Here is a 14748-nt window from a genome sequence, read left to right on the forward strand (position 1 = left end):
TCACACCGCTTCGAGATTGACCCAATAGCGCGTGCGGTAATGCACCTGCACCGGCAGGTTGCGGGCGAGCAGGCGCAGGATCTGCTCGGTGTCGGCCAACTGGAAGGTACCGGACACCTTCAGCTCGGCGACCTGCTCGGCGCAGCGCAGAAAGCCCGGCCGGTAGCGCGACAGCTCGGCGCAGAAGGCCGCCAAAGGCATCTGCTGCACGCTGAGTACGCCATCGGTCCAGCCCCAGGGATCGACCTGCAGGTGGGCGGCCCGCAACTGCCCGGCAGCGTCCAGTTGCAGCACCTCGCCGGGGGCGATGCGCCGCGATTGGCCGGCAGCGCCGTTCAGTGTCACCTCGCCGCGCTTGACCGCCAGCAGCAGGCCGGCGCCCTGTTCGCGCAGCAGCAGCTGGCCGCCCTGGGTGGTGAGCTGCGCCACACGGGTGTCGATGAGGAAGGGGCGCCGATCGTCACCGTTGCTGTCGAGGCTGACCTCGCCCTGCAGCAGGGTCAGCCGGCGCAGGTCGTGGCTGAAGCGCAGGTCGATGGCGCTGGCGGTGTTGAGCTGGATACGGCTGCCGTCGCGGCCGCGCACGTCGCGCCGCTCGCCGGTGGCGGTGCGGCTGTCGGCCAGCCAGCGCTCCAGGCCCAGCGGCTCGCGGTTGATCCAGCCCAGGCCGCCGGCCATGGCCAGCACGCCGAGCAGCTTGAGCTGATCGCGCCGGTTGATGCGCTGGCGATGGCTGCCTTCGAGGGTGTTGCGGCTCAGCTCGCTGGGCAGGCTGGCCAGTTCATCGCCCAGGTTGCTGACCCGCTGCCAGGCCAGGGCATTGTGCGGATGGCTGCTGAGCCAGTGCTGGAACTGTCGTTCGGTGCCGGGGCTGGGGCGGTCGTAGCGCAGCCGCACCAGCCACTCGATGGCCTGGTCGACCTGTTCCTGGGCGAGGCTGCTGGTGGCGTCGCGCTCAGGCATCGGCGTAGCGAATCCGGTAGCAGGCGCCCAGCGCCCGGGCCAGGTCGCGCTCGACCGTGGCGCGCGAAACCTCCAGGCGTTCGGCAACCTGAACGATGCTCAGGCCCTCCAGCTGCGCCAGCAAGAACGCCTGCCGCGCCCGTGGCTTGAGCTGATGCAGGGCGCGATCGAGGCGTTCCAGGGTGTCGAGAATCAGTAGCCGTTGCTCTTCGCTCGGTGCTTGAAGCTCGGGCAGATGGGCCAGGCTGTCGGCGTACGCCCGCTCCAGGGCGCGGCGGCGCAACTGGTCGATCATCAGGCCCCGGGCGATGCTGCTCAGGTAGGCCCGGGGCTGTTTCAGCGGGGCGCTCTGGCGGGCCCGCAGCAGGCGCACGAAGGTGTCCTGGGCAAGATCGGCCGCATGCTCGCGGCAACCGACCCGGGCCCTCAACCAACCGCGCAGCCAGGCGTTATGCGCCTGGTAGAGCAGATCGACCTCGGCGGGTGGCAGTGGGTGATTGACCTGCATGGTGATGGCGGCCTGCGCTGGAATGGAGGAATGATTGTTAATCGTTCTCAATTCTATGCGGGCCGATTGCCACGGGGCAATGCCATCCCAGGTATTTGTCCGGTTGCCAGCTGGCCTGATCGGATGAACGGCGACCGCGCAGAGCCGGGCGGCGGCTCAATCCTGTTGCGCGAGCCAGTGTGCTGCGGCCCGTCCGGCGCGCACGCCGCTGGCAAAGCAGGCGGTCAGCAGGTAGCCGCCGGTCGGCGCCTCCCAGTCAAGCATCTCGCCCGCGCAGAACACGCCGGGCACGGCCTTGAGCATCAGGCCGGGGTCGAGCGCTTCGAAGCGCACGCCGCCTGCCGTGCTGATCGCCTCGTCCAGCGGACGGGTGCGTAGCAGGCGAATGTCCAGCGCCTTGATCGCTTCGGCCAGGCGCGGCAGGTCGTTGAACAGCGCAGGTTCGGTCAGCTCGCGCAGCAGCCCCGCCTTGACCCCTTCGAGCCCCAACTGCGCCTGCAAGTGCTTGGCCATCGAACGCGAGCCGCGCGGGCGGGCCAGGGCCTTAGCAGTGCTTTCCACGGATTTGTCCGGCAGCAGGTCGAGACGCAGCACGGCGCTGCCGTCGCGCTCGATGGCCTGGCGCAGTGGCGCCGACCAGGCGTACACCAGACTGCCTTCCACACCCTGCGCGGTGAGGATGAACTCACCCTTGCGCGGCGCTGCGCCGGGCACGCTGAGGGCGATGTTCTTCACCGGTGCACCCGCGTGTTTGGCGCTCAGCACGTCACTCCAGCCGGCCACCTCGAAGCCGCAGTTGCTTGGCCTGAGCGGTGAGATATCCACAGCCCGCGCTTGCAGCAGCGGCACCCAGGCGCCATCCGAGCCCAGCCGCGCCCAGCTGGCGCCGCCCAGGGCTAGCACCACCGCGCGCGCCGCTATCTGCTGCTCGCCCTGTGCACCACTCAATCGCAAGCGGCCATCGCCCGCCCAGCCCAGCCAGCGCTGGCGGGTGTGGATAACCACCCCGGCCTCGCGCAGGCGCTTGAGCCAGGCGCGCAGCAGCGGGGCGGCTTTCATGTCGCGGGGGAACACCCGCCCGGAGCTGCCCACGAACGTATCGATACCCAGGCCATGGATCCACTGACGCAGGGCATCGGCATCGAAGTCGCGCAGCAACGCATCGATGGCCGTACTGCGCTCGGCATAGCGCGCAACGAACGCCGTATAGGCCTCGGAATGGGTGATGTTCATGCCGCCGACACCGGCCAGAAGGAACTTGCGCCCCACCGAAGGCATGCCATCGAACACCTGCACGGGCACCCCGGCGTTCGCCAGCACTTCGGCAGCCATCAGCCCGGCGGGGCCAGCGCCGATCACGACAACGGGGAGGGCAGCGGGCAAGGAATCGGTCATGACGGGCGGCGGGCTGTGGAAAAGAGGGCGCGCATTCTACCCCAGGCATGCCTTCGACGACACTGTACAAAAAACGTACAGGTGTGCGCAGGCCTTGTGCAGCGTGGGCTGGACGGGGTTTCGCGCAGGTTATCCACAGTCGGTTCCACAGTCATTGTGGGTAACCGAGCACCCGCGCTGCGCTGTGGTGAAGAATCCCGTGACGCTTGGCCAGGGCCTGCCGGTCCTTGCTGTAGCCACCGCCGATCACCGCCATCACCGGGATGTCGCGGCCCAGGCAGTGGCGCAGCACCGCTTCATCCCGTGCTGCCAGCCCGGCATCGCTCAGTTGCAGGTAGCCCAGCGCATCGTCGCGGTGCACGTCGACGCCGGCGTCGTACAGCACAAGATCTGGCTGATACAGCGGCAACAGGTAGTTCAGCGCTTGGTCGACCACTTGCAGGTAGTCGCTATCGCCCATGCCGCGGGGCAGGGCGATGTCCCAGTCGCTGTCGGCCTTGCGTGCCGGGAAGTTCTGCTGGCAATGCAGCGACACGGTGATCGCATCCGGGGTGTTCTCGAGGATACGGGCCGTGCCGTCGCCCTGGTGCACGTCACAGTCGAAGATCAACACCCGCTGCACCCGCCCGGCGGCCAGCAGGTAATGGCTGATGACGGCCAGGTCATTGAAGATGCAGAAACCTGCCGGGTAGTCGTAGTGCGCATGGTGGGTGCCGCCGGCCAGGTGGCAGGCAACGCCGTGCTGCAAGGCCTGCTCGGCGGTCAGCAGCGAGCCGCCGACGGCGCGCACCGTGCGCCGCGCCAGGGCTTCGCTCCACGGCAGGCCGAGACGGCGTTGATCCTCGCGTGACAGCTCGCCGTGAATGTAGCGCTCGATGTAGCTGCGGTCGTGGGCCAGGGCGAGGATATCCACAGGGCACAGTTCAGGGCGCAGCAAGGCCTGGTCGCAGGTCAGGCCGCTGTCGACGAGGTGATCGCGCAGCAGGCGAAACTTGTCCATCGGGAAACGGTGGTCGGCGGGGAACGGCGGGCTGTAGTCGTCGTGGTAGATCAGCGGCAGCGGCATGGTTGGCTCGAGTGGCGGTCAGCGCTGATCTTGCCAGCCACGCCCGACCACGACCAGTCGCACGCCAGCGCCGAGCGCAGGTCTTACCCGTTAGACTGCTCGCCTGTCAGCCGTGCCGGAGCCTGCCATGACCCTGATCGCCACCCTCGAAAGCCCGCGCCTGATCCTGCGCCAGTGGCACGACGATGACCTTGCCGAGTTCGCTGCGCTGTGCGCCGACCCGCAGGTGATGCGGCATTTTCCAGCAGCGCTGACGCGGCTGGAGACGGCGGCATTGATGGGGCGCTTGCGTGGCCACTTCAATGAATACGGTTTCGGCCTGTGGGCGCTGGAGCGCAAGGACACCGGCGCCTTCATCGGCATGACCGGGCTGCTCAACGTGAGCTTCGATGCGCCATTCACCCCCGCGGTGGAAATCGGCTGGCGTCTGGCGCGTCGGCACTGGGGCCTGGGCTTTGCCAGCGAAGCGGCCTGGGCCTGCCTGCGCTGCGCCTTCAGCCAGTTGCATCTGGATGAGGTGGTCGCGTTCACCACCGAGGGCAACCTGGCGTCGCAGAAGGTCATGCAGGCCATCGGCATGCAGCACGATCCGGACGGCAGTTTCGATCACCCGCGCCTGCCTGCCGAGCATCCCCTGCGCCCTCACGTGCTGTACCGCATCGACCGGGCGCAGTGGCAGCAGACCTGGCACGGCTGAGGGATTTGGCGACAAACCCTGTATGATCTTTCCCCATTAAAACGCCGCGGCCTGAACCACCGCAGTGCGCCAAAGCCGTGCTAGGAGAACCCTGATGAGTGAAGTGCTGGACGACCTGGTCGACCTGTTGAGCCTCGAAGCGATCGAAGAAAACCTGTTCCGCGGGCGCAGCCAGGACCTGGGTTTTCGCCAGTTGTATGGCGGCCAGGTGCTCGGCCAGTCGCTCTCGGCGGCCAGCCAGACGGTCGAGGACGCCCGCCACGTGCACTCGCTGCATGGCTACTTCCTGCGCCCGGGCGATGCCAGCATGCCGGTGGTGTACTCGGTCGACCGGGTGCGTGACGGCGGTAGTTTCAGCACGCGGCGGGTGACGGCGATCCAGAAAGGCCAGCCGATCTTCACCTGCAGCGCATCGTTCCAGTACGACGAAGAAGGTTTCCTGCACCAAGCGCCGATGCCTGAGGTAATCGGCCCGGAAAACCTCGCCAGCGAAGTGGAGCTGGCCAGTGCCCTGGCTGCGCATCTGCCCGAGCGCCTGCGGGAAAAGGTGCTGCGCCCCAAGCCCATCGAAATCCGCCCGGTGACCGAGCGCGACCCGTTCAACCCCAAGCCGGGCGATCCGATCAAGTACGTGTGGTTCCGCGCCGACGGCATGCTGCCTGACCTGCCTGCGCTGCATAAATACCTGCTGGCCTACGCCTCGGACTTCGGCCTGCTGACCACCTCGCTGCTGCCCCACGGCAAGTCGGTGTGGCAGAACGATATGCAGATCGCCAGCCTCGACCACTCGCTGTGGTTCCACGCCAACCTGCGCGCCGACGAGTGGCTGCTGTACGCCACCGACAGCCCGTGGGCGGGCAACGCCCGTGGTTTCAACCGCGGCAGCATCTATAACCGCGCAGGCCAGCTGGTCGCCTCGTCCAGCCAGGAAGGACTCATCCGCCACCGCAAGGACTGGGCATGACGCTCTCGCAGATTCGTCATTGGGTGTTCGACATGGACGGCACCCTGACCGTGGCAGTGCACGATTTCGCCGCTATCCGGGTGGCCCTCGACATTCCGGCACAGGACGACATCCTCAGCCATTTGGCCGCGCTGCCCGCTGAGGAAGCTGCGGCCAAGCATGCCTGGCTGCTCGAGCACGAGCGCGACCTGGCGCTCGGCTCGCGGCCTGCGCCGGGTGCCGTGGCGCTGGTGCGTGAATTGGCCGGGCGCGGTTGCCGGCTGGCGATCCTCACCCGCAATGCGCGTGAACTGGCCCACGTCACCTTGCAGGCGATCGGCATCGCTGACTGCTTCGAGCACGAGCACGTGCTGGGGCGCGACGACGCCGAGCCCAAGCCCAGCCCCGAAGGCCTGCTGAAGATCGCCCAGGCCTGGGCGGTGGCACCGCACGAGATGGTCATGGTCGGTGATTACCTCAACGACCTCGACTGTGGCCGGGCAGCGGGTGCGCGCACGGTACTGGTCAACCTGCCAGACAATCCCTGGCCGCAGCTGACCGACTGGCATGCCGCCGATTGCCGCGCCTTGCAGGCGCTGCTGAGCCAATAGGCCTGCACCGGGGTCGATGTAACAACATGTAACGGTTCTGCCGCCTATGGCAGACCATTACATTTGCGCGCTGCGGTCGAGGCCGTCAGGTCATTACAATTGCGCCGCTCGAATGCGATTCATTCGCTACAGCGCCGTCCTTTCCGAACGGCGCTCACCGACCCGTCTGGAGCTGCGCTGATGAACCTCTATCCCGCCTGGCGGCGTCTGCTGCCGTTGTTCGCTATCGTCTGCTGCTGGCTCGGCCTGGCACTGCCCGCCAGTGCGGTGCAGGTCACCGATGTGCTCGGCCGCACCGTAAGCCTCGACAAAGCACCGCAACGTATCGTGCTCGGCGAAGGTCGGCTGTTCTTCGCCCTGGCCCTGCTCGACCGTGACAACCCGTTCCAGCGCGTGGTCGGCTGGCAGAACGACATGCGCCTGCTCGACCCGCACACCTATGAGGTGTACGCCAAACAGTACCCACAGATCGCCAAGCTGCCGCTGATCGGCCAGGCCTCGGAGCAGAGCGTCAGCGCCGAGCAGATCCTCGCCCTCAAGCCTGATCTGGCGATCTTCAGCATCTCGGGCGAAGGCCCGACTCAGCACAGCCCGGTCGCCGACCTGCTGGCCAAGGCCGGGGTGCCGGTGCTGTTCATCGATTTTCGTGTGCACCCGATTCGCAACACCCGGGTCAGCCTGGAAGCACTGGGCAGCCTGCTCGAGCGCAAACCCCAGGCCGATGAATTCCTCAGCCTCTACGACCGCCACCTCAAGCAGGTCACCGACCGCGTCGTCGGCATCAAGGACAGCGAGCGGCCGAAGGTCTTCCTCGAACTGCTGCCGGGGGTCTGGCAGGCGCCGGGGCACACCACCGGCAAGAGCGGCCTGGGCAGTGTGGTGACCGCCGTGGGTGGGCATAACATCGCCGCCGACGTGGTACCCGGCGCGCTGGGCGATGTCAGCGTCGAGTACGTGCTCGAGCGCGACCCGGATGTGTACATCGCCACTGGCAACCGCGCCCCAGGCGTATTGCTCGGCGCCGGGGTCAGCGAACAGACCGCCCGCGACAGCTTGGCGCGCATCACTGCACGCCCGGAATTCGCGCCGCTGCGGCCAATCCAGCAAGGCCAGGCCCATGCCCTGTGGCACGACTTCTACAATTCGCCGTTCAACATCCTGGCCATCGAAGCCATGGCCGGCTGGATTCACCCTGAGTTGTTCGAGGACATCGATCCCAAGGCGACTCAGCGCGAGATCAACCAACTGCTCAACGTCGACCTCGACGGCCAGTACTGGATCGACGCGAAATGACCCAGGCGTTGTCTGCCGATGCCGCCCAGGCGGCCAGCCGCTATCGCCGTCTGTTGTGGCGGCGCACCTGGCTGGTGCTGGGCCTGGCAGTGTTGCTGGTGCTGGCGGTGCTTGGCGATCTGGCCAGCGGCGCCTCGGGCATGGGCCTGGGGCAATTGCTGCACGGCGTGTTCGACCCCGGCAGCCTGAGCGCTACCGAGCGGGTGATCATCTGGAACGTGCGCCTGCCCTATGCGCTGATGGCGGTGCTGGTAGGCGCCGCACTGTCGCTGGCCGGGGCCGAGATGCAGGCGATTCTCGACAACCCCCTGGCCAGCCCGTTCACCCTCGGCGTGTCGTCCTCGGCAGCGCTGGGCGCTTCGCTGGCGATTGCCTATCCACTGGGCGTGGCCTGGCTGGCACCAAGCCTTCAGGTAACGTTGATGGCGTTCACCTTCGCCTGCTTGTCGGTGCTGCTGTTGCAGTTCATGGCGCGTTTGCGCGGCGCCGGAGTGCAGAGCCTGGTGCTGTTCGGCATCGCCCTGGTATTCAGCTGCAACGCGCTGGTGTCGTTGCTGCAACTGCTGGCCACCGAAGATGTGCTGCAGCAACTGGTGTTCTGGACCATGGGCAGCCTGGCCCGGGCCGACTGGAACAAGCTCGGCATGCTGGCTGTGGTGCTGCTGCTGGTGACGCCGTTTTCCCTGCGCGCGGCCCCGGCGATGACCTTGCTGCGCATGGGCGAGGACCGCGCGCGCAGCTTTGGCGTCGACACTCGGCGCCTGCGCCATGCCTCGCTGCTGCGCATCAGCCTGCTGTCGGCAACGGCGGTGGCGTTCGTCGGCACCATCGGCTTCATTGGCCTGGTCGGGCCGCACATCGCGCGCATGCTGGTGGGCGAGGATCAACGCTTCCTGCTGCCGGCCAGCGCCCTGGTCGGCGCGCTGTTGCTGGCGCTGTCATCGATCGCCAGCAAGCTGATCATGCCAGGGGTGATCGTGCCGGTCGGCATCGTCACCGCGCTGGTCGGGGTGCCGGTGTTCGTCGCCTTGGTGTTCCGCCGTGGGAGAAGCCTGTGAGTCTGTTGGTCGAGCAACTGTCGGTGGCCTATGGCGCGCGCAAGGTCCTGCATAACCTGAGCCTGCCGGCCCTGCCCAGCGGCAGCCTGGTGGCCCTGGTCGGCCCCAATGGCGCTGGCAAGTCCACCTTGCTGCGGGCGCTGGCGGGCCTGGAGCCGATGCAGGGCCGCCTCAGCCTCGAGGGCCAGGATGTCGCCCGTCTGGCCTTCGCCGAGCGCGCCCGGCGCCTGAGCTACATGCCCCAGCAACTGCCGCCGGGCATTGCTCTGGGTGTGCTGGAAAGCATCATCGCCGGCCTGCGCGTCAGTGGCGCTGAACAGCCTGCGGCGCTGGCCTTCGAGGCGCTGCGCCAGCTGGGCATCGAGCACCTGGCCGAGCAGATGCTCAACAGCCTCTCGGGCGGGCAGAAACAGTTGGTGGCGTTGGCCCAGTTGCTGGCGCGCAACCCGCAGGTGCTGCTGCTCGACGAACCCACCAGTGCCCTCGACCTGCATTACCAGTTGCGGGTGATGGACGCTGTGCGCGAGCGCGTGCATGGGCAGCGTCTGCTGGCCATTGCCGTGCTGCACGACATCAACCTGGCCGCCAGCCACGCCGATATTCTGGTGATGCTCAGCCAGGGCCGCATCGTTGCCTGTGGCACCCCGCATGAGGTGTTGCAGCCTGAGCTGCTGGCTGAGGTGTATGGCGTCGAAGCGCGCGTGGAGCGCTGCTCGCGGCAACGCTTGCAGGTGCTGGTGGACCGCGCGTTGCCCTGAGGCTGGAAGGCAAGAGGCGCCGCTGCGCGAGGTGTGCGGCGGCGCCGGGTGTAATCGGCCAGTCTAGCCTCGCTGCAGGGCGTCGAGCTGTTGCTGGGCATGCGCCGCCATGCGGTAGCCGTCGATGATTTCGGCGATTTCATCGATGGTCAGCTTGCGGCCATTGAGCATCAGGCCTGGCGAGTGAATGCGCACCTGTGCAAACGGCTTGGCCAGCGCCATGCCCTGGGCGCCCATCAGCTTGCCGCAGTGGCGGTGCTTGGGCAGCGGCGCGCCGGGGCGCAGGGTGAAGCGCTGCAGGGTGACGATGCCTTCGTCCTTGACCAGCACCTCGGTGACGTCCAGCAAGTCGACCGGTGCATCCAGGGTATCGACGATCAACTGCCGGCGAGTCAGACGCATGAACACATGGCTGCCAGCATTACGGTGCTGCCAGGCGGTGACGATGAACAGCAGCACCATCAATGCCGTGAAGATGATCGCCCCGGTCTTGCCCGAGTTGATCGCCACGCCCAGCAGCGCCACTGAAACCACCGCGAACAACGGCGCGAGGATCTTGAAGCGCTTGCTCTCGGTGAACTCGCTCTGCTCAGGCACGCGCTCGATCACGGCTTTGAGCTCGTCGATCGCACGCTGTTGGTCGGCCTGGCGCGCCTGGCCATATTCGGCGCTGAGGTCGTCGGCGAGATGGGCTAACGGGTCTGGGTTTTGTGGGTTGCTCATATGAAGGTTTCCTTGGAGGTAGTCGCGGCGGTTGTCGGCGTGGCCTGGGTGAGCTGGGCGAACCATTGCCGGTCGTCGTCGCTGGGGCGCCGGGTGGCAGCCGCCAGTAACGGCGCGTCGAGGGCGATGCCCAGCTGTTGCAGGCGCAGTGCGGTGGACGGATGAGTATCGAAAGGATGGCCGATGGCATGCTCGAGTTGCTCGCCACCCAACTGCAGAACGCTGTTTTGCAGGCGCTGCGACAGGGCCTGGATCAGGTTGCCGGCAGGGCGCTCACGCAGCACCTGGTCGATTTCACGGTCGAGGGCGATCACCCGCAGCAGGGCCTGGCAGAACAGCCGCTCACCGGCCACTGCAGCGCCACTGCGGTCGGCGAGCAATTCCTGCTGGCGGCCCCAGTGATGCACCGCGAGCTGAAAGTGGTGGAGGAAGTGCGCGGCCATCCAGATCGCCGGCCGCTCGATCCACGCAGGGTCTGCATCCGCGCCGCTGATCAGCGCGAAGTGCGCGCACATCAGGCTGAAGCGCGCGCTGACTTCGCTGCCGCGCTCGGTGTCGCGGTTGCTGAAGTGGCCCAGTTCGTGGCCGATGATCGCCGCGCTTTCCGCCTGGCTGAGGCTCGACAGGTAGGTCAGCGGCAGGTAGAGCGTGCGTCCGCTGAGTTCATGCTGCGACGGTTGCAAGGCCACCGGCACGCTGGTGACGAAGAACGATTGATCGACGCCGACCACAATGTGATCGGGCGCCGGGGCGTTCAGGGCTTGCGCCAGTTGCTCGATCCACGCCCACAGCTGCGGCGCCTCGCTGCGGCCAAGGGCGCGGCCGAGAAAGGCCGAAGAGGGCGCCTGCATGGCGTGCCACTGACTGCGCAGTCGCTCGATCAGCAGCAAACCCAGGTAAATCACACCCGCCAGCGGCAGCGCCAGCAGCAGCAGGGTCCAGCCGCCGGCCTTGAGGTGGCTCCAGCCCCAGCTCAGTTCATACAGCAGCACCATCGTCAGCGCAGCGACCAGCAGGCAGGTGTAGGCCACCAGCCATCGCCCGAGCGCGTGCCAGCTGCGACTCAGATGCTGGTACAGGAAGGTCTGGGATTTCAGTGCGCGCCAGGCGTCCAGGCGCAGCTTGAGCCAGCCGGCAGGCCCGGCCAGCAGCGCGGCCAGGGCCAACCAGAAGCCCAGCCCGGCCAGGGCCTGACGCAGGCGCAACCAGCCGCGGTCGGCATCGGCCTGCTCGACCTGAAACTGAAAGCGGTCAGCCCGGCCGACGCTGCTGGCCTGGACGCGCTCCTGGTACGACAGCTGCTCAAGCAACCCATCGCTGGGGTTGGCCAGCCATTGCCGCATCACCTGCGCCTCATCCAGCACGCTGCTGGCGCGCCAGCCTTGCAGGCTGGTCCAGGCCATCAGCGCCAAGGGCAGCAGCACGACCGTCAGCGGCCAGATCAGGCGACGCAGACGTTGCATGGGCAAGCCCTCCGCGTCGACGCCGGGCGTACACGACACAGCGCAGGCGTAATGGGGTTTTCCGGAGCGAGTAGGTGAAATTTCGCACGGTCAGCGCGGTCTACTGGCTTCGGCCGCACACGCGGCCGATGGCCGTGGCGTACAGCGATACCTGCCACAGCCGGTGGCCTCTGCGGTGCGGCCACCCGTTCGTGCTGCAGCTGCATGTTGATGTTCCTTGTGAGTCCAAGGCTGCCATTGAAGGCAACCCCAGGCGATCTGCCAAGCGCCGGGGCCGCTGCCCACAACAAACAGACCATGCCTCACAATCACCGATGAACCCGCTGTGACGGCGTTAACACCGCTTCGCCGCTCAGCCGCCGTGGATACGCTTGCCGATGAAACGCTGGAACCCCTACCTGGACACGCATTTCGTGTTCGACCACGCTGCCGCCATTGCCGAGGCCGGTGTCCTCGATGACAGCGCGCAGCAGGTGATGGGCAGCGCCATCGGTCACTACCGCGCCCGGACCGTGCGCCCGCACCTGCAGTATTTCGACTGCAACCTGCAATTCCCCGAACCGCTGCGCATCGACAAGGTCCTGCCGGGCAGCCTGTGCATCGTGCACGTGCTCGACGGCCAGTGGCAGCACCGCGTCGATGGCCATCTCAACCAGTACACCCTGGGCGGCACCCATGGTCTTGGCTTGAGCGAGAGCATGGAGGCGGTAGATCAGTTGCCCGGCGGCAGCCATGTGCGCATGGCCGGGCTACGCATTGCCGGGGATTTCCTGCGCGAGCTGGCCGAGGAAGACCCGGCGCTGCAACCGCTGCTCGGCCTGCTCGACGATGGCATGCAGTTTTCAGCCTTCAACCGCTGCCGCGCCCTGGGCAGCCTGCTCGAGCGGCTCTACCACTCACCCTACGTCGGCGCGCTGGAGCGGCTCAACCAAGAGAGCCTGAGCCTGGCCGTGCTGGTGGAGCTGGCCAGCCACCTCAGCGGTGAGCCGGCGCAGGTGGCCGCCGCGCCGCGTGGACAGCGCGATATCGCCCACGAGGCGCGTCGAGTGCTCGACGCCAACCTCATCGACCCACCCGGCAGCGTCGCCCTGGCCCGTCAGCTGGAGGTAGGCGAAACCACCCTGCGCCGGGCCTTCAGCAGCATTTACGGTCAATCGATGTTGCAGTACCTGCGACAGCAGCGCATGGAACTGGCACGCACGCTGCTGCGCCAGGGCCGCTGGCAGGTGGCGCAGGTGGCCTTCCGCCTGGGCTACGCCAACCCGGCCAACTTCAACCACGCCTACAAGGCGCATTTCGGTCACCCGCCTGGCGCCGAGCGCTGAGCCGCATCGGCGCTGACCGCCACTGTATTGCCTGCCGGGCTGCCGGCGACCTGACTGCGCCGGCAACTGGCGAACAGGTCGAGGTTGGCTTTGTAGGCGTGGGTCTGCACGCCGAGCAGGCCGAGCATCGAGTGGAACAGGTTGTCCTGGCTCAGCGCTGCGTCGCGCTGCCCTTGCAGGCACGTGCTGTCGATGCCGGTCGAGCGCTGATACGAGGTCGATAGCCATACCAGCAGCGGCACATGTTTCTGCTGCTCGGGCGCGAGCATGTACGGCGTGCCGTGCAGGAACAGGTTGTACTCGCCCAGCGATTCACCGTGGTCGGAGAGGTAGATCATCGCCGTGTCGACACGGTCCTGATTGCTGCGCAAGGTCTCGATCAACTGCGCCAGCACATGGTCGGTGTACAGCAGGGTGTTGTCGTAGGCATTGACGATGCTGTCGCGGCTGCACTGGTCCAGGGCATTGCTCTTGCACACCGGGGTGAAGCGTTCGAAGGCGGCGGGGTAGCGTTTGTAGTATTCCGGACCATGACTGCCCATCTGGTGCAGCACCAGCACCGTGTCCTGGTCGAGGTTATCGATCATCGTTTGCAGCCCTTGCAGCAGGATTTCGTCACGGCATTCGTGGTCGGCGCACAGTTTGCTGTCGCTGGCATTGCTGAGGTTCTCGACCGTCACGCGGGCGCAGGTGCCCTTGCAGCCGGACTGGTTGTCGCGCCAGATGACATCCAGCCCAGCGCGCTTGAGCACATCGAGCAAGCCTTCGCGGTTGCTCGCCGCCGCCGCGCTGTAGCCGGCGCGGCCCAGGTTGGAGAACATGCACGGTACCGAGACGGCGGTTTCAGTGCCGCAGGAGTGCATGTCGGTGAACGCCACCAGGCCCTGCTGTTTGCTCAGCTCAGGGTTGGTGTCGCGCGGGTAGCCCAGCAGGCTGAAGTTGTCGGCACGCGCACTTTCGCCGACCACGAGTACGGTCAGCGATTTGCGGACCTGTGCACTGGCGGGCTTTACCCGTAGGGCATCTTCGGCAATCGGCGTGAACGGCGCTTGTGCACTGGCCCATTGTTCGCGCAGGTAATTGATCGAGGCGCCGATATAGTTGCTCGGGACAATCATCAAACGAAGTTCGTGATGATTGCGCAGCATCGACGACAATCCTTGATAGTTGATCAGCCCGGCGCCGACGATCAGCACAGCGCAGCCCACCGTCATCAACAGTTTGGCAAACAGGTTGGGCAATACCGGGCGATAGTCGATGGGCGTTCGCCATAACAACAGCGATGGCAATAATCCTAACAATGCGATATAGAGAACGAGTTTCCAAGAGAGCAGGTCACGCACTTCGGTGGCATTGGTTTCGGCGGTGTTACGCAGCATGCCCGTGTCGATCAGGATGCCGTAACGGTTCATGAAATACGCCACGCCCGCGCTGATCATGAACAGCGTGATCAGCACCGGCTTGAACACTCTGGGCACCGCCAGCCAGGTGAGAATGGCGCTGAACGCGCCGAACAGCATGAGGATGAACGCCAGGGCAGGTTGCCAGCTGGCGATGCGATCAAGGTGTTGCCAAAGGGGCACGTTGTAGGCGGCCAGCAGAAACGCACTGGCGGCGACCGCCACAACTTCGGGACGCACAGGTTTCAAGGTCAGCATGATGATCTTTGACGAAAAGTGGAAAGGCAGGGGCATAAGCCGTTCTTGGATGCGCAGACTCTAGGCCGTCATTCATCAAGTTTTCGTGAAAGGGTTTCGCGCCAAATGTAATTATTTGTAGGGAAATTATTAAAGTCTGTGAAGCCTGGATGAATGTTTATTTAGTTTGGCGTGCGCGCCGCTGTTTAACGATTTTTTTACAGGTCTTTCACTGTTTGATAATGGTTTGCCCACTACTGTCGCGCGGCCATTTCAGCGGTCGCACAACCGTGCGCTGTACCCTCTAC

14 protein-coding genes are annotated in these 14748 nt (G+C 66.1%); 7 read left to right on the plus strand and 7 right to left on the minus strand.

What is annotated here, in order from left to right:
* The 4 genes from LK03_RS09090 to LK03_RS09105 form a co-directional block, all read right to left on the minus strand.
* A complete protein-coding gene (locus tag LK03_RS09090; protein ID WP_038412024.1) occupies positions 1-963 on the minus strand; it encodes a FecR domain-containing protein in 963 nt (320 codons plus the stop codon).
* Entirely contained in the window at positions 956-1471 is a 516-nt protein-coding gene (locus LK03_RS09095) for a sigma-70 family RNA polymerase sigma factor (protein WP_038412025.1), read from the minus strand. The genes LK03_RS09090 and LK03_RS09095 overlap by 8 nt, the downstream gene beginning before the upstream one ends.
* 156 nt (positions 1472-1627) lie before the next feature.
* Positions 1628-2866, minus strand: coding sequence for a TIGR03862 family flavoprotein (locus LK03_RS09100; protein ID WP_038412026.1), 1239 nt, complete (start codon positions 2864-2866; stop codon positions 1628-1630).
* A gap of 151 nt (positions 2867-3017) precedes the next feature.
* Positions 3018-3932 (minus strand): histone deacetylase family protein, encoded by a 915-nt coding sequence (locus LK03_RS09105; RefSeq protein ID WP_038412027.1) that lies wholly within the window; start codon positions 3930-3932, stop codon positions 3018-3020.
* 127 nt (positions 3933-4059) lie between these two features.
* On the opposite strand from LK03_RS09105, the gene LK03_RS09110 reads away from it, so the two are divergent.
* The 6 genes from LK03_RS09110 (at position 4060) to LK03_RS09135 (ending at position 9292) form a co-directional block, all read left to right on the plus strand.
* Positions 4060-4629 (plus strand): GNAT family N-acetyltransferase, encoded by a 570-nt coding sequence (locus tag LK03_RS09110; protein ID WP_038412028.1) that lies wholly within the window; start codon positions 4060-4062, stop codon positions 4627-4629.
* A gap of 94 nt (positions 4630-4723) precedes the next feature.
* Complete coding sequence (tesB, locus tag LK03_RS09115) at positions 4724-5593, plus strand: acyl-CoA thioesterase II (protein WP_038412029.1); 870 nt, start codon at positions 4724-4726, stop codon at positions 5591-5593.
* Positions 5590-6183, plus strand: coding sequence for an HAD family hydrolase (locus tag LK03_RS09120; protein ID WP_038412030.1), 594 nt, complete (start codon positions 5590-5592; stop codon positions 6181-6183). Before tesB ends, LK03_RS09120 begins: the two co-directional genes overlap by 4 nt.
* A 180-nt stretch (positions 6184-6363) precedes the next feature.
* The gene (locus tag LK03_RS09125; RefSeq protein WP_038412031.1) at positions 6364-7476 is read left to right on the plus strand and encodes an ABC transporter substrate-binding protein; all 1113 of its coding nucleotides are present in this window, start codon (positions 6364-6366) and stop codon (positions 7474-7476) included.
* The gene (locus tag LK03_RS09130; protein WP_038412032.1) at positions 7473-8534 is read left to right on the plus strand and encodes a FecCD family ABC transporter permease; all 1062 of its coding nucleotides are present in this window, start codon (positions 7473-7475) and stop codon (positions 8532-8534) included. Before LK03_RS09125 ends, LK03_RS09130 begins: the two co-directional genes overlap by 4 nt.
* Complete coding sequence (locus LK03_RS09135; protein WP_038412033.1) at positions 8531-9292, plus strand: ABC transporter ATP-binding protein; 762 nt, start codon at positions 8531-8533, stop codon at positions 9290-9292. The genes LK03_RS09130 and LK03_RS09135 overlap by 4 nt, the downstream gene beginning before the upstream one ends.
* Before the next feature lie 63 nt (positions 9293-9355).
* Here the strand turns inward: LK03_RS09135 and LK03_RS09140 are convergent, their stop codons facing one another.
* Complete coding sequence (locus LK03_RS09140) at positions 9356-10015, minus strand: hypothetical protein (protein WP_038412034.1); 660 nt, start codon at positions 10013-10015, stop codon at positions 9356-9358.
* Entirely contained in the window at positions 10012-11478 is a 1467-nt protein-coding gene (locus LK03_RS09145) for a M48 family metallopeptidase (RefSeq protein ID WP_081951581.1), read from the minus strand. Before LK03_RS09145 ends, LK03_RS09140 begins: the two co-directional genes overlap by 4 nt.
* A 377-nt stretch (positions 11479-11855) precedes the next feature.
* Between LK03_RS09145 and LK03_RS09150 the strand changes: the two genes are divergently transcribed.
* Positions 11856-12803 (plus strand): helix-turn-helix transcriptional regulator, encoded by a 948-nt coding sequence (locus tag LK03_RS09150; protein ID WP_038412035.1) that lies wholly within the window; start codon positions 11856-11858, stop codon positions 12801-12803.
* Here the strand turns inward: LK03_RS09150 and LK03_RS09155 are convergent.
* Positions 12779-14461 carry a phosphoethanolamine transferase gene (locus tag LK03_RS09155; RefSeq protein WP_038414664.1) on the minus strand — a complete coding sequence of 561 codons (1683 nt, stop codon included), beginning with the start codon at positions 14459-14461 and terminating at the stop codon, positions 12779-12781. The two genes, LK03_RS09150 and LK03_RS09155, sit on opposite strands and share 25 nt — an antisense overlap.
* Between the last annotated feature and the right edge of the window lie 287 nt (positions 14462-14748).

The organism is Pseudomonas cremoricolorata (assembly GCF_000759535.1).
Taxonomy (GTDB): Bacteria; Pseudomonadota; Gammaproteobacteria; order Pseudomonadales; family Pseudomonadaceae; genus Aquipseudomonas; species Aquipseudomonas cremoricolorata_A.